Source organism: Caulobacter sp. UNC358MFTsu5.1 (assembly GCF_000712075.1).
GTDB lineage: Bacteria > Pseudomonadota > Alphaproteobacteria > Caulobacterales > Caulobacteraceae > Caulobacter.
In genome coordinates this window covers 243,262-265,264 of record NZ_JONW01000010.1, presented here as the reverse complement: position 1 = coordinate 265,264, position 22,003 = coordinate 243,262, and the positions used below count along the sequence as shown (strand labels likewise).

Annotated in this window: 22 protein-coding genes; 11 read left to right on the top strand and 11 right to left on the bottom strand. The window is 69.2% G+C overall.

What is annotated here, in order from left to right:
- Positions 1 to 80: 80 nt before the first annotated feature.
- Positions 81 to 1,148: a linear amide C-N hydrolase gene (locus BR39_RS0120660; protein WP_029915724.1), complete on the top strand. Its 1,068-nt coding sequence runs from the start codon at positions 81 to 83 to the stop codon at positions 1,146 to 1,148.
- Here the strand turns inward: BR39_RS0120660 and BR39_RS0120655 are convergent.
- The 3 genes from BR39_RS0120655 to BR39_RS0120645 all read right to left on the bottom strand — a co-directional run bounded on the left by BR39_RS0120655 (position 1,145) and on the right by BR39_RS0120645 (position 3,004).
- Complete coding sequence (locus BR39_RS0120655; protein WP_029915723.1) at positions 1,145 to 1,786, bottom strand: glutathione S-transferase family protein; 642 nt, start codon at positions 1,784 to 1,786, stop codon at positions 1,145 to 1,147. The two genes, BR39_RS0120660 and BR39_RS0120655, sit on opposite strands and share 4 nt — an antisense overlap.
- 70 nt (positions 1,787 to 1,856) lie before the next feature.
- Positions 1,857 to 2,150, bottom strand: coding sequence for a DUF3253 domain-containing protein (locus BR39_RS25470; protein ID WP_035018769.1), 294 nt, complete (start codon positions 2,148 to 2,150; stop codon positions 1,857 to 1,859).
- Entirely contained in the window at positions 2,147 to 3,004 is an 858-nt protein-coding gene (locus BR39_RS0120645) for a hypothetical protein (RefSeq protein ID WP_029915721.1), read from the bottom strand. Before BR39_RS0120645 ends, BR39_RS25470 begins: the two co-directional genes overlap by 4 nt.
- 159 nt (positions 3,005 to 3,163) lie before the next feature.
- On the opposite strand from BR39_RS0120645, the gene BR39_RS0120640 reads away from it, so the two are divergent.
- Positions 3,164 to 3,613: a PaaI family thioesterase gene (locus tag BR39_RS0120640; protein WP_029915720.1), complete on the top strand. Its 450-nt coding sequence runs from the start codon at positions 3,164 to 3,166 to the stop codon at positions 3,611 to 3,613.
- Between the two features lie 42 nt (positions 3,614 to 3,655).
- Here BR39_RS0120640 and BR39_RS0120635 read toward each other — a convergent pair whose 3' ends face one another.
- From BR39_RS0120635 to BR39_RS0120625, 3 genes are all read right to left on the bottom strand, one after another.
- The gene (locus BR39_RS0120635) at positions 3,656 to 4,273 is read right to left on the bottom strand and encodes a glutathione S-transferase family protein (RefSeq protein WP_029915718.1); all 618 of its coding nucleotides are present in this window, start codon (positions 4,271 to 4,273) and stop codon (positions 3,656 to 3,658) included.
- A gap of 109 nt (positions 4,274 to 4,382) precedes the next feature.
- A complete protein-coding gene (locus BR39_RS0120630; RefSeq protein WP_029915717.1) occupies positions 4,383 to 5,663 on the bottom strand; it encodes a NupC/NupG family nucleoside CNT transporter in 1,281 nt (426 codons plus the stop codon).
- A gap of 156 nt (positions 5,664 to 5,819) precedes the next feature.
- Positions 5,820 to 6,575 (bottom strand): calcium-binding protein, encoded by a 756-nt coding sequence (locus BR39_RS0120625; protein ID WP_231499526.1) that lies wholly within the window; start codon positions 6,573 to 6,575, stop codon positions 5,820 to 5,822.
- 312 nt (positions 6,576 to 6,887) lie between these two features.
- Here BR39_RS0120625 and BR39_RS0120620 point away from each other — a divergent pair, with 312 nt between their 5' ends.
- The 5 genes from BR39_RS0120620 (at position 6,888) to BR39_RS0120600 (ending at position 12,554) form a co-directional block, all read left to right on the top strand.
- A complete protein-coding gene (locus BR39_RS0120620; protein WP_029915715.1) occupies positions 6,888 to 8,084 on the top strand; it encodes an ABC transporter permease in 1,197 nt (398 codons plus the stop codon).
- Positions 8,081 to 8,830, top strand: a complete 750-nt coding sequence (locus tag BR39_RS0120615) for an ABC transporter ATP-binding protein (protein ID WP_029915714.1) — start codon at positions 8,081 to 8,083, stop codon at positions 8,828 to 8,830. Before BR39_RS0120620 ends, BR39_RS0120615 begins: the two co-directional genes overlap by 4 nt.
- Positions 8,831 to 8,848: 18 nt before the next feature.
- A complete protein-coding gene (locus BR39_RS0120610) occupies positions 8,849 to 9,856 on the top strand; it encodes an HlyD family secretion protein (protein WP_029915713.1) in 1,008 nt (335 codons plus the stop codon).
- 203 nt (positions 9,857 to 10,059) lie between these two features.
- Entirely contained in the window at positions 10,060 to 10,968 is a 909-nt protein-coding gene (locus BR39_RS0120605; protein ID WP_029915712.1) for an SDR family NAD(P)-dependent oxidoreductase, read from the top strand.
- 275 nt (positions 10,969 to 11,243) lie between these two features.
- Positions 11,244 to 12,554, top strand: a complete 1,311-nt coding sequence (locus tag BR39_RS0120600) for an outer membrane protein transport protein (protein WP_029915709.1) — start codon at positions 11,244 to 11,246, stop codon at positions 12,552 to 12,554.
- A 201-nt stretch (positions 12,555 to 12,755) separates the two neighbouring features.
- Here the strand turns inward: BR39_RS0120600 and BR39_RS0120595 are convergent, their stop codons facing one another.
- Positions 12,756 to 13,865, bottom strand: a complete 1,110-nt coding sequence (locus BR39_RS0120595) for an Mrp/NBP35 family ATP-binding protein (RefSeq protein ID WP_029915708.1) — start codon at positions 13,863 to 13,865, stop codon at positions 12,756 to 12,758.
- A gap of 121 nt (positions 13,866 to 13,986) precedes the next feature.
- Between BR39_RS0120595 and hflK the strand changes: the two genes are divergently transcribed.
- Together hflK and hflC are read left to right on the top strand one after the other, a co-directional pair.
- A complete protein-coding gene (gene hflK, locus BR39_RS0120590) occupies positions 13,987 to 15,096 on the top strand; it encodes an FtsH protease activity modulator HflK (protein ID WP_029915706.1) in 1,110 nt (369 codons plus the stop codon).
- Positions 15,093 to 15,941 (top strand): protease modulator HflC, encoded by an 849-nt coding sequence (gene hflC, locus BR39_RS0120585; protein ID WP_029915704.1) that lies wholly within the window; start codon positions 15,093 to 15,095, stop codon positions 15,939 to 15,941. Before hflK ends, hflC begins: the two co-directional genes overlap by 4 nt.
- Here the strand turns inward: hflC and BR39_RS0120580 are convergent, their stop codons facing one another.
- Together BR39_RS0120580 and BR39_RS0120575 are read right to left on the bottom strand one after the other, a co-directional pair.
- Positions 15,942 to 16,457: a group 1 truncated hemoglobin gene (locus BR39_RS0120580; RefSeq protein ID WP_029915702.1), complete on the bottom strand. Its 516-nt coding sequence runs from the start codon at positions 16,455 to 16,457 to the stop codon at positions 15,942 to 15,944.
- Positions 16,458 to 16,471: 14 nt separating this feature from the next.
- A complete protein-coding gene (locus tag BR39_RS0120575; protein WP_156035851.1) occupies positions 16,472 to 17,353 on the bottom strand; it encodes a DUF3034 family protein in 882 nt (293 codons plus the stop codon).
- A gap of 148 nt (positions 17,354 to 17,501) precedes the next feature.
- Here BR39_RS0120575 and BR39_RS0120570 point away from each other — a divergent pair, with 148 nt between their 5' ends.
- Both BR39_RS0120570 and BR39_RS0120565 read left to right on the top strand, forming a co-directional pair.
- Positions 17,502 to 18,113 carry a hypothetical protein gene (locus BR39_RS0120570; RefSeq protein ID WP_029915697.1) on the top strand — a complete coding sequence of 204 codons (612 nt, stop codon included), beginning with the start codon at positions 17,502 to 17,504 and terminating at the stop codon, positions 18,111 to 18,113.
- A gap of 5 nt (positions 18,114 to 18,118) precedes the next feature.
- A complete protein-coding gene (locus tag BR39_RS0120565) occupies positions 18,119 to 20,467 on the top strand; it encodes a bifunctional diguanylate cyclase/phosphodiesterase (RefSeq protein WP_035018767.1) in 2,349 nt (782 codons plus the stop codon).
- Here BR39_RS0120565 and BR39_RS0120560 read toward each other — a convergent pair.
- Together BR39_RS0120560 and serB are read right to left on the bottom strand one after the other, a co-directional pair.
- Complete coding sequence (locus BR39_RS0120560) at positions 20,464 to 21,129, bottom strand: HAD family phosphatase (RefSeq protein WP_029915693.1); 666 nt, start codon at positions 21,127 to 21,129, stop codon at positions 20,464 to 20,466. The genes BR39_RS0120565 and BR39_RS0120560 overlap by 4 nt on opposite strands.
- Positions 21,126 to 21,995: a phosphoserine phosphatase SerB gene (gene serB / locus BR39_RS0120555; protein ID WP_029915690.1), complete on the bottom strand. Its 870-nt coding sequence runs from the start codon at positions 21,993 to 21,995 to the stop codon at positions 21,126 to 21,128. Before serB ends, BR39_RS0120560 begins: the two co-directional genes overlap by 4 nt.
- Positions 21,996 to 22,003: the final 8 nt, after the last annotated feature.

Sequence of the window (22,003 nt, the reverse complement as noted above, 5' to 3'; positions counted from 1 at the left end):
AGGCCGGCTAGAGGCGATCCCCGATTGTCCGGTCTCGGGCGGACACCCCATCAATGGCCTTCCACACGGAGGAAACCGTCATGCCGCAGACGCTCGCCGCCTGGATCGTCGTCGCCCTGGCCATCGCCGTCACCCTGGCCGCGCCCATCGCCCAGGCCTGCACCCGCGTGGTCTATCTGGGCCCGAACGACAACATCATCACCGCCCGGTCGATGGACTGGAAGGTGGACGTCCAGACCAACCTCTGGATCTTCCCGCGCGGCATGGCCCGCGACGGCCAGGCCGGCTCCAACTCGATCAAGTGGACCTCGAAATACGGCAGCGTGATCGCCACCGGCTACGAGATCTCGACCACCGACGGCGTCAACGAGAAGGGCCTGATGGCCAACGTGCTGTGGCTGGTGGAGTCGCAGTACCCGCCGTTCGGCAAGGACAGCAAGCCGGGCCTGACCATCGCCGCCTGGGCCCAGTACGTGCTGGACAACTACGCCACCGTCGCCGAGGCCGTGGCGGCGCTGGAGAAGGAGCCCTTCACCATCGTCACCGACGCCGTGCCCGGCGAGCAGCGCCTGGCCACCCTGCACCTGTCGATGTCGGACGCCACCGGCGACAGCGCCATCGTCGAATATGTCGGCGGCAAGCAGGTGATCCACCACGGCCGGCAGTACCAGGTGATGACCAACTCGCCGACCTTCGACCAGCAGCTGGCCCTGGTCGCCTACTGGAAGCAGATCGGCGGCACGGTGATGCTGCCCGGCACGAACCGGGCCTCTGACCGCTTCGCCCGCGCCGCGTTCTACGTCGACGCCATTCCCAAGGACGAGGACCCCAACCGCGCCCTGGCCAGCGTGTTCAGCGTGATCCGAAACGCCTCGGTGCCCTACGGGATCACCACCCCCGACGAGCCGAACATCTCATCGACCCGCTGGCGCACTGTGTTCGACCACAAGCGCAAGCTCTACTTCTTCGAGTCCGCCCTGACGCCCAACACCTTCTGGGTGGACCTCAAGAAGATCGACTTCTCGGAGAAGGCGCCGGTGAAGCGGCTCGACCTGGGCAAGGACCAGGACCACACCTATTCGGGCGACGCGACCGCCGACTTCAAGCCGGCGACGCCGTTCAAGTTCCTGGGCCTGTCCGGCTCCTAGGCCACCGCGCCCAGCAGGCGCTTTTCCTTGGCGACCCGCTCGGCGAACGAGGGCCGGGCCAGGATCGCCTCGACATAGGCCTTGGTCCGGGGCCAGGCCGACAGGTCGAAGCTGAGATGATCGAGATTGGCGAACGGGCTGGCCACGGCGAGGTCCGCCAGGGTGATCCGATCCTCCAGCAGGAAGCCGCCGGCGTCGGGCACGATGCGTTCCAGATAGTCGAGCAGCGGCGGGATCGTCTCGCGCTCGGCCTTGACGCAGGCGCCCTCGTCGCCGGTCACGCCCATGAACTTGGGGCCCACGATGCGGTTGAAGAACAGCGGCCCGGCGGCGGCGACCACGATGGTGTCGGCGAATTCCTCGAACCAGATCGCCCGGGCGCGGTTGCGCGGGTCGGTCGGGATCAGGTTCGGCTCGGGATGCAGGGCTTCCAGATAGGTGATGATCGCCGAGGAGTCGGAGATCTGGAAATCGCCGTCCTTGAAGCCCGGGATCTTCTTGAACGGGCTGCAGGCCAGGAACTCGGCGTCGGGTTCGCCGGGCCGCGGGACCTTGTTCTCCAGCGTCAGCCCCTTCTCGGCCCCGAAGGCCAGGGTCTTGCGCACATAGGGCGACAGAGACGAGCCGTAGACGATCATGGTGGACCCTCCCTTATGAGTTCAACTCATAGGTCCACCGATCGCGTTTTGAATCAAGACTTAGGTGCGATCAGTCCTCGCCGCCCTCGTCCGCGACCTTCTCGAAGCTGGTCGGGTCGCCGTCCTGGCGCAGGCGCAGGCGGTAAACGCCGCGGAAGGTCTCGGGGTCGGCGGGCTTGTTGTGGCGCAGGATGACGATCTGGCCCTGGCGCGCCAGCTCGATGGCGTCGGTGCGGATATGGCCCAGCAGGCGCTGCCAGCGCTCGGGCTGGATCGCCTTGGCCACCGACATCGGATCGATGGACTTGCCCGGCGCCACGGCGGCCAGCTGCGAAAGGATGGTGTCTTGGATCGGGGTGGTCATGGTTTTCGCTCGAGCACGGACCAGACGCCGTTGTGACGCGTGAACATGGTCGTGGAGATGATTTCGGGGTCGCCGGCGATTTGATCGACGAACATCGCGACGCGTTCCAGCCGCTCCTTATCCCCCCCGTCGACCAGCAGCAAGAGATTGCGCTGCGAGAAGACCGCGACGGGGTCGCCGGTCATGGTCACGCCGTGGACCGCCCAGGTGTCGGGCTGGTCGACGAAGTTCAGGGCCAGGCTGCTCTGGTTGGTGATGGTCCAGACCCCGGGCTCCAGGGTGTCGATCTCCATGCGCCCCATCTTGGCGCGGGTGTTGGCGTCGGCCCGCGCCCAGGCCGCCGCCACGTCGGGGAACAGCGGCGTGACCTTGTCGGCGGGGGGCATGGTGAAGGTCTCCTCCCCGTCGACGGCGATGATCTCGATGAAGTCCCCCGCGAACGGCCGCGTCAGCATCTTGACCGTCTCGGCGCCGGGCGCGGTCACGTAGTCCTTGGGCCGGATCAGCACGACCAGGCTTTCCGGGGTGACCGCGGCCTGATCGCTGTCGCCCAGCGCCGACCGCGCCATCTGGCCGACGATGGTCTCCAGCAGCTCGGGCTTGTTCAGATAGCGCTGATAGGCGTTGCCGATGAACAGCGAGACCCCGTCGTCGGGCTTGGATCCCGGCGGCACGACGCGCAGGGCGTCGTCGCCCACCATTTCGATCTTGGCCTTCGGCGACAACCGGTGGATGGCGTCGCGCAGCTCCAGCCGGAACTCGAACGGCGACATCACGCCGGCCCAGGCCGGGCCCGCCAGCATCACCGCGGCGATCCCCGCCGCGATCCACGCCATCCGCTTTCCGACCGTCATGAGCCCCTCCCCGCCGAGTCGCCCGGACTGTGCACGGCGCGACCGGGGGCCGTCACGCCGATTGTTGCTGACACCCTATGGCATGGGCCGACTTGCGCGCCTGGCCGCCGGGCCTTAGGTCCTCAAAGACAACCCAAGGAAAAACGGGGCAAGGGACGGATGGACGGCGGCAACGAGATCTGGGACGGACCCAAGCTGGTGACGGACGGCGAGTGGGCCGGCTGGCGCACCTGGGCCGGCATGGACGCCTTCGAGGACCAGACCGGGCCGTTCTACTTCAAGGAGGAGAACGGCGTCGTCCGCAGCGCCTTCCGCGCCGAGGCCCGCCACATGAACGGCGGCGGCTTCATGCACGGCGGCTGCATGATGACCTTCGCCGACTATTCGCTGTTCTCGATCTCGTGGGCGCACCTGAAGGACGTCCGCGCCGTGACCGTCAGCCTGAACGGCGAGTTCCTGGGCCCGGCCAAGGCCGGCGACCTGGTGGAATCGACCGGCGAGGTCACCAAGGCCGGCGGCTCGCTGCTGTTCGTGCGCGGCCTGATCTCGACCGGCGGCGCGCCAATGCTGAACTTCTCGGGCGTGATCAAGAAGATCCGGCCGCGCTGACCCCCTCCGGCCCTTCGGGCCACCTCCCCCGGAGGGGGAGGATCAGACCCCCGCCTTCGCGGCCGGCCGGGCCATCATGCCGTCCAGCCAACGCTTGACGTTGGCCAGCTCCGGGTCGGGTCGGAACCGGGCCATGCGGGCGAAGTCGAGGCCGGTGGCGGCCAGGATGTCGGCCATGGTCACGCGCTCGCAGGCGATGAATTCGCTTTCGGCCAGGTGGCGGTCCAGCATCTTCAGCCCCCGCTCCGCGATGGTGCGATTGCCGGCCGCGATCTCGGGGACCTGGGTCTCGATGGCCGCCAGGGCCGGATGGGTGTGCCGGACCAGCATCATCAACGGCGTGGCCACCATCATCTCGGCCCGGCGCGACCACATCTCGATCACCGCCGCCTCGCAGGCGTCCTCGCCGAACAGGTTGGGCTGCGGATAGCGGCTTTCCAGGAAGCGGCAGATGGCCACCGACTCGGTGATCGTCTGGCCGTTGTCCATCTCCAGCGCCGGAACGTTGGGCAGGCCGGCCTTGGCCAGGTATTCGGGGGTGCGGTGCTGGCCGCCGAAGATGTCGACGTCGACGATCTCGATGTCGTCGATGCCCTTCTCGGCCATGAACCACCGCACGCGGCGGGGATTGGGAGCACGGCGGCTGTCGTAGAGCTTCAACGAAAAATCCTCCCGGCTTTTGACCGGGAGGATGCTTCGGTTCCGTGAGGGAAGGAAACCCCCTCAGTCCCTTCGGGACACCTCCCCGGGGGGGGGGGGGGGGGAGGATCTAGAGGCCGAACCAGCCGCGCGGCATCAGGCCGATCAGCGAGCCCGTCAGGCAGGTGGCCAGGAAGCCGGCCATCATCGCCTTCCAGACCAGGCCCAGCACCTCCTGCCGGCGCGTGGGCACCAGCACCGAGAAGCCGGCGACGTTCATGCCCACCGAGCCGATGTTGGCGAAGCCGCACAGGGCGTAGGTCATGATCATCCGGGTGCGCGGGTCCAGCATCTCCGGGCCCACCTTGGCCAGCTGGATGAAGGCGGTGAACTCGGTCAGGATCAGCTTGACGCCCAGCAGGCCGCCGGCCGCGCCGGCCTCCTTCCACGGGATGCCCATGGCCCAGGCCAGGGGCGCGAAGATCACGCCCAGGATGCGGGCGATGCTCAGGTGCTCGCCGCCCACCATCGGCAGGGCCAGCAGGATCTTGTCGACCATGGTGGCCAGGGCGATGAAGACGATCAGGGTGGCGCCGACGTTCAGGGCGATCTGCAGACCGTCGGTGGTGCCCTTCATGACCGCGTCGATCGAGCTGCCGTAGGTCTTGTCCTCCTCGGCCAGGTCCAGGTCGTCGGACTTCTCGCTGGGGTCGCCGGGCACCATGATCCGGGCCAGCAGGACCCCGGCCGGGGCCGAGATCAGCGAGGCGGCCAGCACGTGGGCGGCGGCGTTGGGCAGGACGTCGTGCAGGATGGTGGCGTAGGCGACCATGGTCGAGCCGCTGACGCAGGCCATGCCGACCGCGATCAGCATGAACAGCTCCGAACGGGTCAGGCGCTCCAGATAGGCGCGGATGAAGATCGGCCCCTCGATCTGGCCCATGAAGATGGTGGCGGCGGTGGCCAGGGCCGGCGGGCCGCGCAGGCCCAGGGTCTTCTGGAACAGGAAGCCCAGCCCCTTGGCCAGCCACTTCAGGATGCCCCAGTGCCACAGCAGGGCCGACAGGGCGCAGACCACCAGGATCACCGGCATGACGCGGAAGGCGAACAGGAAGCCGGCCCCCGGATTGGTCTCGGTATAGGGCGGCGTGGTGCCCGACAGGTAGCCGAACACGAAGTTGGTCCCGGCTTGAGTCGACGAGGCCAGGCCCTCGACCGCGCCGTTCACGCCCTGCAGGGCGTCGCGCGTGGCCGGCAGGCGGAACAGCACGAAGACCAGGACCAGCTGGATGGCGATCGCGCAGACGGCCAGAACCAGCGGAAAGCGCTTGCGGTTCTCGGAGACGAGCCAGCAAAGGCCGAGGATCAGCGCCACGCCCGCCAGGGCCTGGACGTTCTCGGGAAGGAAGATCAAGACGAAGGATCCTAGATGAGCGACGCGCCCCCGCGACGCGGCCAAGGGCCCAAATGACTATGAATGGGGTGCGGCGCGCAAGCGGTATGCGCGCGAAACCGCGAGGGCCGGGCGAACTGCCCGACCCTCGCGCGCCCCGGGAACAGGCCGCCGTCAGGCCGCGACGTCGACCGAGGACGAGGTCGAGCTGGTGGACGTCGTCGTGCTGGTGAGGTTGGCGGTCAGCTGGGCCAGGAGCTTCTGCATCAGGTCCGAGGCGTCGCTGGAGACGTCCGAACCCAGCTGATCGACCGACGCGCTCAGGGTCTGGGCCAGTTCGGCCGCCGAGACCACGCCGTCGCCGTTCAGGTCGGCCGGGTCGGTCGAGTCGGACGTCGACGAGCCGCTCTCGTCGGTCCCGCCGGAGGGCGGCGGTCCAGGCGGCGGTCCGCCGGCCCCGTGCGGTCCGCCGTGCTGCGGCTTCATCGCCTGGAACTCGCTGGCCGACAGCTTGCCGTCGCCGTCGCTGTCGCCGCTGGAGATCATGTTCGACGCCATGTCCGTGGCGCTGGGCGCGTCGGACGGCAGGTCCTCGGGGGCGTGGGCCGCCATGGCCGTGGCCAGCTCGTCGCTGGTCACCGAGCCGTCGCCGTCCGCGTCGGCGTCGGCGAACATCGCGGCGGCGCGGTCGCTCTGGTCGGTCTGCTGGGTCGACAGCAGCGAGGCCAATGTATCGGCCCCGAAACCTTGGCCCGACGAGGACCAGCCCTGCATCGGCGGCGGCGGACCGTTCTTGCCGCCGGTCTGCAGGTTTTGCCCGATCGACGACAGCGCCTCGCTGGACGTGGAGTCGGTCTGGGTCGCGGTCGTCGCCCTGGCCTGCATCAACTGCTGCAGAAGCGATGAGGACCCGACACTGGATATGGTCATCTGTCTCTCCTTTGACGAAGGAGCGCCGGTCCCTGCGCCGGGCGCCCGCGCCGAAGGCTCGACGCGGTCGGCGAGGTGCGAAAAACGTGCCCCATTTCAAGTTGTTACGGGAACGCTACAATGGCCCGGCCATCGATACGGCGGGAGGGGATCGGCGCGCTTCGCCAGGCGGCGCGCGCCGGCGTCCGCGCCGCCGAAACGCGCAAGGCGCCGCTTCCATGGCCCGCCCGACACGCCTTAACCCGATTTAACTTGGCCGCTTGAAGTTCACCGGTCATTGCTGCAACCCTAGATGTGGGGAGCGTTTCAAGCATGTCGTTGGCCTTGGCCACACTGTTGTACGAGTGGCGTAGATACATGGCGGCGGTCGTCGCCCTGGCCTTCTCGGGCCTGCTCGTGCTGGCGCAGGTCGGCATCTTCGTCGGCATCGGCAAAGGCTTCACCGCCCAGATCGATCGGGCCCGCGCGGACATCATGGTCCTGGGCCCGGGCGCCAAGGCGCTGTTCAACGGCGGCCCGTCCGGCCTGCCGCGCCGGATGATTCCGCTGGTCTACACCCACCCCGAAGTGGTTCAGGTGGCCCCGCTGGACGGGTCCGGCGGACGCTTCCAGAACATCCTGTCGCCCGAGCAGCAGGCCAAGGCCGAGGCCCGCGCCAAGAAGGGCGGAAAGGGCGGCGGCGGGGGCGGACGCAAGAGCGAGTTCGTCAACGTCACCGTCATCGACGCCATCCCCGGCTACGTCACCGTGCCCACCGACTACACGCCGGGCATGGTCGAGGCCCTGCGCCAGCCCTACGCGGTGGCGGTGGACCGCACCGCCCTGCCCCGCCTGGGCGTCAAGAAGGGCGACAAGGCGCTGTACAACGGCAAGACCATCACCATCGGCGTGGTCACCGACGGCTATCCCAACATCATCCAGCCCACCCTGGTGATGTCGCGCGACACCCTGAGGATGCTGGGCGAGGCCGACACCGGCCAGCGCGTCGGCCCGTTGATGGTGCAGATCCGCGACCCGGCCCGCGCCGAGATCGTCGCGGCACAGCTGAACAAGAAGGGCGACGGCAAATTTCGCGCCTGGACCCGTCAGGAACTAGCCGACGCCAATTCCGGCGCGATGTTCGAGGACCAGATCATCGGCATCATCCTGGGCTTCTCGGCGTTCCTGGGCCTGTTCATCGGGGTGGTGATCACCTGGCAGACCCTGCGCCAGGCGATCATGGCCAACATCAAGGAGTTCGCCAGCCTGCGCGCCCTGGGCGTGTCGATGGGCGACCTGCGCAACATCGTCATGGAGCTGAGCTTCTGGGTCGGGGTGGTCGGGGTCCTGGCCTCGGGCCTGCTGACCTGGCTGGTCTGGCTGATCGCCACGGCCAACGGCGTGCCGATGGCCTTCCCGCCCGCCCTGGTGGCGCTGGTCTCGGTCTTCCTGATCGTCATCGCCATGCTGTCCGGCTTCCTGTCGCTGGGCATCCTCAAGAACAGCCAGCCCGCGGACCTTTTGCGATGAACGGCGATCACAGCCACAAGCGCGGCGAAAGCGCCCTGATGGCCAAGGGTCTGGTCAAGCGCTTCAAGACCGGCCGCACCTTCATCGAGGTGCTCAAGGGCGTGGACTTCGACGCCAAGCACGGCGACGTGACCATGGTCATGGGCCCGTCGGGCTCGGGCAAGTCGACCCTGGTGGCGGCCCTGTCGGGCCTGCTGCGTCCCGAGGAGGGCAAGGTCCAGGCGATGGACACGCCCGACCTGTGGAAGCTGTCGGCCGGCAAGATCGACAAGTTCCGTCTCGACCACTGCGGCTTCATCTTCCAGGGCTTCAACCTGTTCCCGGCCCTGACCGCCAAGCAGCAGGTGATGACGGCCCTGAAGTACCAGGGCGTCGGCCCGGGCGAGGCCGGCCGGCGCGCCCAGGCGGTGCTGGAGTCGGTGGGCCTGGGCCCGCGCGTCAACCAGCGCCCGTCCGAGCTGTCGGGCGGCGAGAAGCAGCGCGTGGCCATCGCCCGCGCCCTGGCCAAGAACCCGAACCTGATCTTCGCCGACGAACCGACCTCGGCCCTGGACGGCAAGAGCGGCGAGGTGGTCATCCGCCTGCTGCGCCAAGCCGCCACCGAGCGCGGCGCGGCGGTGATCTGCGTGACCCACGACCCGCGGCTGGAAGCCTATGCCGACCGCGTCATCCACATCGAAGACGGCCGCATCCTGGACGACGTGCGTAGAACGCCCGACGCCAATCCGCCGCCGCTCAGCCACTGATCTCTGGGGAATCTCTCAATGCCCGCGTTCCTGCGCCGTCCCGCCTTCTGGATCGTCATCGCCCTCATCGTGCTGGGCGGCGGCGGGTTCTTCTTCATGAAGGGCCAGGCGGCCGAGAAGAAGAAGAAGCTCGAGGCCGCCGCCGTGGCGGAGGAGCCCTCCCCCTACGCGGCCATCGCCAACGGCAAGGCCGACGTCGAGGGCGGCATCATCCAGGTGGCCGCGCGCCGCCAGGGCATCGTGCGCGAGGTCTATGTGCAGGAAGGCCAGGACGTGGTCGCCGGCCAGCCCCTGGCCAAGCAGGAGGACGACGACGCCCGCCTGGCCGCCGACACCGCCTCGGCCAGCCTCGCCTCGGCCCGCGCCCAGATCGCGGTCTACCAGGTGCAGCTGCGCACCGGCCAGCGCGAGTACAAGCGCCTGCAGAACCTGTCGGCCTCCAACTTCGTGGCCGGCCAGCGCCTGGACGCCGCCCAGGACCAGATCTCGTCGGCCAACGCCAACATCCAGGCCCAGCAGGCCGCGATCCAGGTCGCGACCGCCCAGCTGGCCCAGGCCCGCTACAACCAGGAACTGACGGTGATCCGCGCCCCGGCCAACGGCCGCATCGCCCGTCGCTACGCCAATCCGGGCTCGGGCGCCTCGACCCTGAACGTCACCCCGATGTTCGACCTCGAGCCCCAGACCGCCCGCATCGTCCGCGCCGAGATCGTCGAGGCCGACATCCCCAACGTCACGATCGGCCAGGAGGTCGAGATCCAGCCGGAAGCCGACCCGACCAAGACCTATGTCGGCAAGGTGCTGCGCCGCGCCGCCGTGTTCGGGGCCCGCAAGCTGGCCTCGGACGACCCCAGCCAGCGCAGCGACGAGCGCGTCGTCGAGGTGGTGGTCAGCGCCGACGGCGCCCCGGTCCTGGTGGGCCAGCGCGTGCTGGTCAAGTTCATGAAGCCCGGCCAGAAGGCCGGCGTGAAGCGCGACCAGCCCAAGCCGCCGGTGGCCGGGGGCGAGAAGAAGAAGAAGGCTTAGTCGGGGTCCTCTTCCCCCTCCGGGGGAGGAGCGCCGCAGGCGCGGAGGGGGCAAGTGTTCGCCCGCTCTGCACCTAGCCCTTGCCCCCTCCGGTCGCTGCGCGACCTCCTCCCCCGGAGGGGGAAGAGGCTCCATCTTGACGCCCCCTCTCCCGCGCCGCACAAACGCGCCAAACCAAACACGCGTTTGAGGGAGATACGAGCATGGCGGACGATATCCGGTTCGACGGTCAGGTGGCGATCGTCACGGGGGCCGGCGGCGGCCTGGGCCGGCAGCATGCGCTGGAGCTGGCGCGGCGCGGGGCCAAGGTGGTGGTCAACGACCTGGGCGGCAGCGTCGACGGCTCGGGCGGTTCGTCCGAAGCGGCCAAGGCGGTCGTGGCCGAGATCGAGGCCCTGGGCGGCCAGGCCATCGCCCACGGCGCCTCGGTGACCGACGACGCCGGCGTCGCCGACCTGGTCAAGACCACGATGGACAAGTGGGGCCGGATCGACATCCTGATCGCCAACGCCGGCATCCTGCGCGACAAGACCCTGACCAAGATGGAGCTGGCCGACTTCGAGCTGGTCCTGCAGGTCCACGTCTTCGGCACGTTCAAGCCGATCAAGGCGGTCTGGGACATCATGAAGGCCCAGAACTACGGCCGCATCGTCGTCACCACCTCGTCCTCGGGCATGTACGGCAACTTCGGCCAGTCCAACTACGGCGCGGCCAAGATGGCGGTGCTGGGCCTGATGAACACGCTGAAGCTCGAAGGCGCCAAGAACAACGTCAAGATCAACGCCATCAGCCCGGTGGCCGCCACCCGCATGACCGAGGGCCTGATGCCGCCGGAAGTGCTGGAGAAGCTGAAGCCGGAATACGTGACCCCCGGCGTGGTCTACCTGGTCTCGGAAGACGCCCCGACCGGCGCGATCCTGACCGCCGGCGCCGGGGCCTTCGCCCTGTCGCGCATCTACGAGACCGAGGGCGTCTATCTGGGCGAAGGCGGCCTGTCGGCCGAGGAAGTCCGCGACAACTGGGACAAGATCACCGCCGAGCCCGGCCAGAAGGCCTATTTCAACGGCGGCGAACAGGGCGCGAAGTTCTTCCGCAAGCTGGCCGGCGGCTAAGTCGTTCACCCCGACGATTCTGAATTGCAGCGCGGATTGGGCCGACGTAGACTTCCCTTACGTCAGCTCAACCGCGCTGTTTTTAGGCAACGAGAAGCACTTCTGACGTAACGGCGAAATATAGACATCGAATACCGATCTTGGTTATTTGACATCAGGTACAAAATTCACCGCTTTGCGAATAAAAAGCAACGTTTTTTGACTTAATGCGTTAGAGCGACGGCAACCGGCGCCATCAAGGGCGCCGGAGCTTCCTCCCCAGAAGGTCGTCTCTCATGTCTATTTCGCGTACCTCCCTCGCCGCCGGCGTGGCGCTGGCCGTCCTGGCGGCCGCTTCGCAGGCCTCGGCCGCGGCGTTCTATCTGCAAGAGCAATCCGTCCGCGGCGCCGGCCGCGCCTATTCGGGCGAAGTGGCCGACCGCGGCGCCGCCAGCCTGTGGTGGAACCCCGCCTCGATCGCCGGCCTCGACAAGAACGAGATCTACGGCGGCCTGCACCTCGTCCAGGTCGACTCCCAGGTCAACGACCGCGGCTCGACCCTGACCCGTCCGATCCCCCCGGCCGGCCTGACCACCCCGGTCGGCGGCGACCGCATCGCCGGCGGTCCGATCAACAACGGCATCGTGCCGAACTTCGCGGGCGCCTTCCGCGTCAACGACAAGCTGGCCCTGGGCCTGTCGGTCGCCGCGCCCTACAACTTCACCACCGACTACAACAGCAACAGCTGGACCCGGTACGACGCCCTGAAGTCGAACCTGACGACCATCGACGTCAACGGCGTGGTGGCCTACCGCGTCAACGACATGCTCGACCTGGGCGTGGGCGTTTCGGCCCAGTACACCGACGCCGAGCTCAGCTCGGCCCTGCCGAACCTGTCGCCCCTGCTGCCCGACGGCTCGTCCTCGCTGAAGGGCGAAGGCAACTGGGACTACGGCTGGAACGTGGGCGCCCAGTTCCACGCCACGCCGACCCTGACGATCGGCGCGTCGTACCGCTCGAAGATCAAGCACGACCTGGACGGCAAGGTCGTCGTCTCGGGCCTGCTCGGCCCGCTGGCCCCCAACAACGTCAGCACCGACGGCGTCGCCAACATCACCACCCCGTGGATGGCCAACCTGGGCGCCCGCTGGCAGGTCAACGACAAGACCACGCTGAACGCCTCGGTCTCGCGCATCGGCTGGGGCGAGTTCGACCAGATCGTCATCCAGTACGCCGGCCGCACCCAGATCAGCGAGCAGAACTACAAGGACACCACGACCTACGCCGTCGGCGTGGACTACGTGGTCAACGACAAGCTGACCCTGCGCGGCGGCGTGCAGTTCGACCCGACCCCGACGCCGGACATTGGCCGCACCGCCCGCGTGCCGGACGGCGACCGCATGCTGTACGCGATCGGCTCGACCTGGAAGGCCACCGACAGCATCTCGTGGGACGCGGCCGTGTCGTACATCAACTTCGACGACACGACGATCAACCGCACCGAGACGATCTACGCCGGCACCGCGGCGGCGACGGCCCTGAACCTCAAGGGCGACGTCGGCGGCTCGGCGGTGGTCCTGTCGACGGGCGTCCGCTGGAGCTTCTAGGCTTCGACGTGAGCTGAACGGAACGAGGCCGTCCGGGGAAACCCGGGCGGCCTTTTTCTTTCAAACCAACTTCCGCTCATCCCGGCGAATGCCGGGACCCAGATGGGATGGCTTTGGGGCTGACGCCAGGAACACTGAGCCCCTCCAACCCTCCGACCCCGTTATGGGATCTGGGTCCCGGCATTCGCCGGGATGAGCGGATTATTGGATGCTGGTCCAGAGAGCCGTCGCCGCCCCCGCGAACGCCTTGGCCGCCGCGCTGTCCGGCGTGCGCAGCACCACGGGCGTCCCCGCGTCGCTCGCCTCGCGGACGGCGATCTCGATCGGCACCTGGGCCAGGACCGGCACGCCCAGGGTCTTGGCTTCCGCCACGCCGCCGCCGGCTCCGAAGATCGGGATCGGGGCGCCGGTGGCCGGGTCGGCGAAGAAGGCCATGTTCTCGATCAGGCCTAGGATCGGGGTGGCGGTCTTGCCGAACATCGCCGCGGCGCGCCGGGCGTCGATCAGGGCGATCTCCTGCGGGGTGGTGACCAGCACCGCCCCGTCGATCCGCAGCTTCTGGACCAGGGTCAGCTGGATGTCGCCGGTGCCGGGCGGCAGGTCGACCACGAGCACGTCCAGCGGCGCGGCCTCGCTGCCCCAGGCCACGTCGTGGATCATCTGGCGCACGGCCGACGAGGCCATCGGGCCGCGCCAGATCATCGCCTTGCCCTCGTCGACCAGGAAGCCGATCGACATCAGCCTGATCCCGTGGGCCTCCAGCGGCTGCAGCTTGCCGTCCTCGAAGCTGGGCTCGCCGTCGACGCCCATCATGCGCGGGGCTGAGGGGCCGTAGACGTCGGCGTCCAGCAGGCCCACCCGCAGGCCCTGGGCGGCGAAGGCGCAGGCCAGGTTGGTGGCGACGGTGGACTTGCCCACCCCGCCCTTGCCCGAGGCCACGGCGATCACGTGCTTCACATGGGCCGGCTTCTCGGCTTCCGGCGGCGGGACCAGCTTGGCCTGGCCGTCTTCCGAGACCTTGGCGCCCTTGCGCACGCGGGTCGCGCCCTCGGCCGCCTGGGCGGTCAGGACCACCTGGGCGACGTCGATCCCCGGCAGGGCCGCCAGGGCCTTCTCGGCCGCCTCGCGGACCGGGGCGTAGGTCGCCGCCTGCGACGCCGGGACCTCCAGCATGAAGCCCGCGCGTCCGCTCCGCACGACCAGCCCCTGCACGAGACCGGCCGCGACCAGGCCTTCGCCGGAGACCGGATCGACGACCCGGTCCAGCGCCGCGCGGGCGTCATCGAGGGTGGCGGGGGAAACTGGGGTCACGGGATTGTCTTGCCTTGTTCTGCAGGGGCTTTCATATCCGCGTGCGGGGGTCGTTTTACAACCCCGCCATTTGGCCCACCATTGGCCCGCCATTCGCCGCGACGGGAAGACCAGACCGCCCATGCCCTGGAACGACAACGCCGGCCCCGGACCCTGGGGCGCCCCGCCGCCGAACGACGGCAAGAAGGACGCTGATCGCAACAGAGGCGAGGAGCCGCGCGGCGGGGGCCCCAGGGCTCCCGGCGAGCCGCCGCCGCCCGTCGACTTCAACGCCCTGATCGAGCGCCTGTCCGACCGGATGCGCCAGACGTTCGGCGGTCCCAGCCGCGGCCGGGCCATCCTCGCCTCGGCCGCCGGCCTGGCGGTGCTGTGGGGGATCTCGGGCTGCTACGTGGTCCAGCCCAAGGAGCAGGCGGTGGTCACCACCTTCGGCGCCTACAGCCGCACCGCCCAGCCGGGCCTGCGCTACCACCTGCCCTGGCCGGTCGAGCACGCCGAGCTGGTGCCCTTCACCTCGATCCAGACCCTGGACATCGGCGGCACGGTCAGCCAGCCGGTATCGGACGAGCGCCTGATGCTAACCGGCGACGAGAACATCGTCGACCTGAGCTTCACCGTGCAATGGAAGGTCTCGGACGCGCCCAAATACGCGTTCAACGTCCGCGAGCCCGACACCGTGATCAAGGACGTCGCCGAGAGCGCCATGCGCGAGGTGATCGGCCGCACCGCCCTCACCCCGATCCTGACCACCGGCCGCGGCCAGGTGCAGGACCAGACCGAGGCGCTGATGCAGCGCATCCTCGACCGCTACGACGTCGGGGTCTCGATCCAGAGCGTCAACATCCAGGCCGCCACCACGCCGGGCCCGGTGCTGGAAGCCTATCGCGACGTGCAGCGCGCCGCCCAGAACGCCGAATCCGCCGCCAACAACGCCCGGGGCGAAGCCGCCCAGATCAAGCAGGCGGCGCTGGGTTATCGCGAACAGGTCGTGCGCGAGGCCGCCGGCGACGCCGACCGTTTCAACCAGGTCTACGCCCAGTACAAGCTGGCCCCCGCCGTCACCCGCGAGCGCCTCTATATCGAGACCATGCAGCGGGTGCTGGAGCGGTCCAACAAGGTCATCATCGACAACAAGGGCGCGACCGCCCCGGTGATCCTGCCGCCCGACGCGTTCCGCCCCAGGAACTCCGTCGCCGCCAGCACCGCCGCCGCCGAGGGGACCGTCCGATGAACCGCCTCAACCCGCCCGTCCTGGCCACCGGCGTCGGCGCCCTGTTCCTGCTGATCCTGGCCAACTTCACCCTGTTCAAGGTGGACCAGCGCCAGCAGGCCCTGATCGTCCGCCTGGGCGATCCGGTCCGCACCGTGCGCGAGCCCGGCCTCCACGTGAAAAGCCCGTTCGACACCGTCATCCGGTTCGACAAGCGCAACATCGAGATGAAGAACGCCCAGCCGGAGGAAGTCACCGCCGCCGACCAGGAGCGCCTGGTGGTCGACGCCTTCGTCCGCTACCGCATCACCGACCCGCGCCAGTTCTACCGCGCCCTGGGCCAGGAAACGGTCGCCGCCGACCGCCTGGACCGCATCGTCAACGCCGCCCTGCGCGAGGAAATCGGCCGTTCGACCTCGGAAGAGGTGATCGCCGGCAAGCGCGCCCAGGTGATGGCCGCCATCCGCGCCCGCGTCGCCCGCCAGGTGGCCGCCTCGAACCTGGGCGTCCAGATCATCGACGTGCGGATCAAGCGCGCAGACCTGCCGCCCACCAACGAACAGGCGGTGTTCGAGCGCATGCAGACGGCCCGCAAGCAGGAGGCCGCCGAGCTTCGGGCCATCGGCGAGCAGAAGCGCCGCGAGATCGTCGCCACCGCCTACGAGGAAGCCGAGAAGATCCGCGGCGACGCGGACGCCCAGCGCGCCCAGCTGTTCGCCGAGAGCTTCGGCCGCGATCCGGGCTTCGCCGCCTTCTACCGGTCGATGCAGGCGTACGAGAAGTCGCTGGGCCAGGGCGACACCACCCTGGTGCTCTCGCCCGACAGCGCGTTCTTCAAGTACTTCGAGAAGGGCCCGGCGGGCTGATCAGCGCCGCTCGATCACCTGGCGGCTCATCGGCGCCAGCTTGGCCAGCAGCTTGTTCTGGGCGGCGAAGGGCACGCCTTCCTTGTCCATCGCCTTCTGCAGGTTCTCGACCAGGATGTTGAAGTCGCGCGGCGTGATCCCCTGGTACTGGTGGGTGGCGCTCATGTCCTTGCCGGTATAGTCGCAGCCGCCGTCCGAGGCCGGGCCGGCCAGGATGTAGCAGAACTGCTCCGATAGGGTCCGCTTCAGCCGCACGACGTCAGCCGTGGCGAAGATGTCCTTGATGCGCGGGTCGGCGATGTTGCGGTCGACGAGATCGCTGGTGATCCGCGCGATCCCTTCCTTGCCGTGGAAGGCCTCCAGCACGGCCTTGTCCCTCATCGGCGTGGCGCCGGCGTTGGCGTTGGACTGGACGTAGGGCTCGACCGGCTGCTCGCCGGGCGGAACGGGCTGCTGGGCGAAGGCGACGCCCGCGAAGGTCAGGGAAAGGGCCGTGGCGGCCAGGATGAGGCGCATGCTCGTGTCTTTCCCTAGAAGCCGGCCTGCAGCGAGACGTAGAGCCCCCGCTGGTTCCTGAAGGTGGCGATGTCGCCCAGGTCTGCATAGGCCGCCGTCACCGACAGGGTCTTGCTGAAGGCGTAGGCCACGAAGACGTCGGCCCAGTCGTCCTCCTTGGCGAAGCCCAGGTTGTCGGGCTTGGTCCGATACTCGGCCCCGACCAGCAGGCGCTTGGAGACCAGCCAGCCGGCCGAGCCCTCGAACTGCGCGCCGTAGCGGTCGTGCTTGTCGCCGCCGAAACCCAGCAGGCCGGTCTGGTTGGCCTTGGTCAGGCGCACTGCGCCGCTGACGACCAGGCTCCGGTCCAGCAGCACCTTGGTCGCCGCCGCGTAGTAGTCGATCCCGGTGTCGTCCTGGGCGCCGACGGCGCGGACGATGGCCGGCTGGTCGTTCTGCTTGAACTGGGCGCCCACCGCCACCTGGGGCAGCCAGGTGTCCTGGTCGTAGACCGCGTCGCCGATCAGCCGGACCTTCACGCCCGCGACGGTCTGCTTGAAGGTGAAGCCCTGCCCCAGCCCCAGCTTGGCGCCGGTGGCCCCGGTGTCGAAGTCCTGGCGGGCCAGCGACAGCTCCACCCGGTCGAACAGGCCCAGGGTCACCCCCGCCGAACGCAGCTCGTAGTCGGGCACGTTCACATAGGTGGCGTGGACCGAGCCGCCGACGCCGCGCGAGGTCTCGTTGCCGCCGATCAGGGCCCAGGTCGCCACGCCGCCGCCCCCGCCGCCCTCGAGGGCGCTGACGCCGCCGGTCAGCAGCAGCTTGCCGCCCGGCTCGGCCTCGGCCGCCTGAACAGCGCCGCTCCCGAACGCCAGCGTCGCCGCGACCGCCGCCATAACCCAAAGTCTCGACCGCATGACGTCCCCAACCGATTACGTCCAACACCATGCCGGGTAAGACCTTACCGATCCTTGAGCCCTGCCAATTTGTCGCAGGTCTTGGTCGAAGAACACCGCTCGACGCCCGTTAACTGGGACTTCACGGCGCCAAGGCTAAGCAGGCGTCATGAAGATCGCCTCGATACTCTTCGCGGTAGCAATGTTGGCGGGTTCGGCGCAGGCCGCGGACCTGACGGTCGCCGTGCGCGGACCCGACGGCAAGCCCATCCCGGACGCGGTGATCACCGTCTATCCCAACGGCCAGCCGACCAAGGGCCCGATCAAGTTCGACTGGCCCTATCGCGTCGCCCAGCAGAACATCCAGTTCACCCCGTTCGTGCTGATCGTGCCGGCGGGGGCCGAGGTGTCGTTCCCCAATCTCGATAAGGTCCGCCACCACGTCTATTCGTTCTCGGCCGGCAACAAGTTCGAACTGAAGCTGTACGGCCACGAGGAGAGCCGCACGGTCCGGCTGCCCGCGGTCGGGATCGCGGCGATCGGCTGCAACATCCACGACCAGATGGTCGGCTTCATCAAGGTGGTCGACACCGCCTATGCGGCCAAGAGCGACGCCAACGGCGTGGCCGTGATCCACGGCCTGCCGGACGGTCCGGTCGTCGCCAAGGTCTGGCACCCCTATCTGCGCGCGCCCAAGAACGAGAAGACCCTGGCCGTCACCGCCGTTCGCGGCGCGGCGCGCGAGACCGCGACGATCGAACTCCGCCCCGGCGGTCGCTGACCCCGATGTTCAGGCGCCTCCAGACCAAGCTGACCGTCCTCTACGCGGGACTGTTCGCCCTGGCCCTGAGCCTGGTCGCCGTGAGCGTCTACCTGACCATCGCCAACAACGCCCAGCAGCAGGTCCGCCGGGAGCTGACCGCGACCGGCACGGTGTTCGACAGCGTCTGGGCCCTGCGCACCCAGCGGCTGCGCGACGGCGCCGACCTGCTGGCGCGCGACTTCGGCTTCCGGGCCGCCGTGGCCACCCGCGACGCGCCGACCGTGGAGTCGGCGGTGACCAACCTGCGCCAGCGCATGGGCCTGGACCTGGCCTTCCTGGTGGGCGTCGACGGCGACGTGGTCGGCGTCGATCCGGCCAAGGTCGACATCGACAAGCTGTGGAGCGCGCTGGACCACGAGGAGCGGGCCCAGGGCGTGTTCATCGTCGACGGCGCGCCCTACCAGCTGATCTCCGCACCCGTGATGTCGCCGAACCTGACCGGCTGGATCGTGTTCGGCGCGCGCCTCGACGACCGCGAGATGACCGCCCTGGAACGGCTGTCGGCCATCCGCCTGGACGCCCAGGTGTTCGACCGCCGCGGCGAGACCTGGGTGACCACCGACAAGACCGCCGACACCGGCGCCCTGGGCGCGGTCGTGGCCACGGCCATGCGCCAAGCGACCGCCGAACCCGCCCGCCTGCGCACCGCCACGGGCGACAGCCTGGTGCTGGTCAAGCGGCTGATGACGCTGGACGGCCAGACCCCGGCCGCCCTGGTCCTGCGCTATCCGATGGCCCTGGCCTTGGCGCCCTATCAGCCGCTGATGGCCGCCGTGATCATCGCCGGCCTGATCGGCGCGGCCCTGGTCGTGGCCGCCAGCTGGGCGCTGTCGCGCGACATCGCCCGGCCGATCACCGCCCTCGAGGCCGCCGCCCGCCGCCTGCGGCACGGCGAGGCCGCCCACGTGGACGTCCGCTCCAGCGACGAGATCGGCCGCCTGTCCGACAGCTTCAACCTGATGGCCGCCGAGATCCGCGAGCGCGAGGTCCGGATCACCGAACTGGCCCTGCGCGACGCCGAGACCGGCCTGCCCAACCACCTGGCCATGGAGCGCGAGATCGAGGCGCGCATGGCCCGCCTGGCGCCCGGCCAGCAGGTGGTGGTCGCCGCCCTGGGGCTGGACCGCTTCACCGTGCTGCGCAGCGCCATCGGCTACGCCCTGTTCACCCAGCTGGTCCGCGAGATCGGGGCGCGGATCCAGGTGCTGGACCCCGAGGCCGTGGTCGGCCGCCTGACGACTTCGACCCTCTGCGTGATCTCCCGCCTGACAGCGCTGACCGACGAGGTCGTGCCTGTGGTCGAGCGGGCGCTGGTCGACCTGGCCGCGCCCGTGCGGCTGGGCAACGAACTGGTCGACGTCCACATGTCCAACGGCCTGGCGGCGGCCGAGGCCGGCGGCCTGGACGCGCCGCGCCTGATCGAGCAGGCGATGATCGCCCTGGACCAAGCTCGCGCCTGCGGCCGCAAGGTCGCGATCTTCGACCCGGTGGCCTATGGCGACCCGGCCGGCAACCTGTCGCTGATGAGCGAGATGCTGCAGGGCGTGGCGACCGGCGCCCTGTTCCTGCATCACCAGCCCAAGCTGGACCTGCGCACCGGCGCGATCACGGGCGTGGAGGCCCTGGTGCGCTGGAACCACCCCGCCCGCGGCCTCCTGCGGCCCGACCTGTTCGTCGGCATGGCCGAGGAGACCGGCCACATCCGCGCCCTGACCGACTGCGTGATCGACCGGGCCATCCTGGACCAGCGCGCCCTGCGCGACCTGGGCCACGACCTGACGATCTCGATCAACATCTCTGGCCGCCTGATCGACGACGCCGAGTTCGCCGACCGCGCCATCGAGAAGATCGCGGCGTCGGGGGCGCGGTTCTGTTTCGAGATCACCGAGACCGCCGTGATCGGCAATCCGGACGTCGCCCTGGGCGTGCTGGCCAAGCTGAACGCCGCCGGTATCCCGGTGTCGATCGACGACTATGGCTCGGGCCTGTCGTCCCTGGCCTATCTGAAGCAGATCAACGCCGACGAGCTGAAGATCGACAAGGCCTTCGTGCTGTCGCTGGAGAACGACGCCAAGGACGCCCTGCTGGTCAAGTCCACGATCGACCTGGCCCACAGCCTGGGCCTGAAGGTCACCGCCGAGGGCGTGGAGAGCCGCGAGGCCCTGGCCATGCTGCAGATGATGGGCTGCGACCTGGCCCAGGGCTACCACATCGCCAAGCCGATGGCGTTGGAGGCCCTGGTGGCGTTCCTGGGCGAACAACGGCTCGCCGAGACCTCCGCCCCGGCGAAAGCCCGCCGCAGGGCGCGCTAGGCCGCCGCCTTCAGCAGGTCCATCACCACGTGCAGGCTGTCGGCGACGTGGACGCACTTCTCGTGCATCTCGTCGTTGGGATCGAGGATGTCGGGCACCATCACCGTCATCATGCCCGCCGCGTGGGCCGCGCGGACGCCGGGGTGGGAGTCCTCCAGCGCCAGGCAAAGGGTCGGATGGACGTTCAGCCGGCGGGCCGCTTCCAGATAGGGATCGGGATGCGGCTTGTGGCGGGTGACGTCGGCATGGGCGACCACCGCGTGGAAGCGCTTGAACAGGTCGAAGCGGCCCAGATAGCGCTCGGCCGCCTGGCGGCTGTTGGAGGTGGCGATGGCGCGCGGCAGGCCCAGGGCGTCCAGGTAGTCGAGGATCTCCATCACCCCGGTCTTCAGCCGCACCTCGGCCTCGAGGATCATCTCGACGTCGGCCCAGGTGCGCTTGAAATAGTCCTCGACCGGAAAGGCCTGGCCATAGAGGTCGCGCAGCATCCCCGCGCATTCTGGATTGGTCTTGCCCACCATCGAGCGGTAGGTCGCGGCCGTGAAGTCGACGCCGAACGCCCGTCCCGCCTCGATCATCGCCGCCTGGTAGACGGTCTCGGTGTCCAGCAGCAGGCCGTCCATGTCGAAGACGACCGCCTGGACGCCGCGGGGGAAGCTCACGATACGAACTCCGCCTGGGTGTAGCCCTGGAAGTAGAGCAAGGCGGTGAGGTCGGCGTGGTCGACCTTCGCATGCGCCTGGGCCGCGACGATCGGCTTGGCGCGGTAGGCCACGCCCAGGCCCGCCACCTCGATCATCGCCAGGTCGTTGGCGCCGTCACCGACGGCCAGTGCGTCGGCCGGGGTCAGGCCCAGGGCGGCCGTCTCTTCCCGCAGGGCGGCCAGCTTGGCCTCCTTGCCCAGGATCGGGTCGCCCACCGTTCCGGTCAGCTTGCCGTCGGCCTCGATCAGGGTGTTGGCGCGGTTCAGATGGAAGCCGGCGGCCTGGGCCACCCGCGAGGTGAAGAAGGTGAAACCGCCCGAGACCAGGGCGCAGCGGGCGCCGTTCTCGGCCATGGTCCGCACCAGGGTGCGGGCGCCGGGGTTCAGCTTCACGCGATCGTCGTAGCAGGCCTGCAGGGCGTCGACCGACAGGCCCGTCAGCATGCCGACGCGCTCGCGCAGGGCGCCCTCGAAGGCCAGCTCGCCGCGCATGGCGCGCTCGGTGATCTCCGAGACCTTGTCCTTCACGCCGGCGAAGTCGGCCAGCTCGTCCAGGCACTCGACGTTGATGATGGTGGAGTCCATGTCGGCGATCAGCAGGCGCTTCCGGCGGTTCGCGACCGGCTGGACGGCGAAGTCGACCGGACGGTCGCCGACGGCGGCCCTCACCGCCTGGTGCGTCTCGACCGGCGGGCCATCGGCCAGCAGGTCCAGCGCGCCGTCGCCCAGCAGGGCTTCCGACGAGACCGTCAGGACGGCGCGCACGGCGGCGGCGGCCTCCGCCAGGGCGGCAGGGTCGGGCGAGACGAGGGTGATCGCGAGCATGAGGGGCG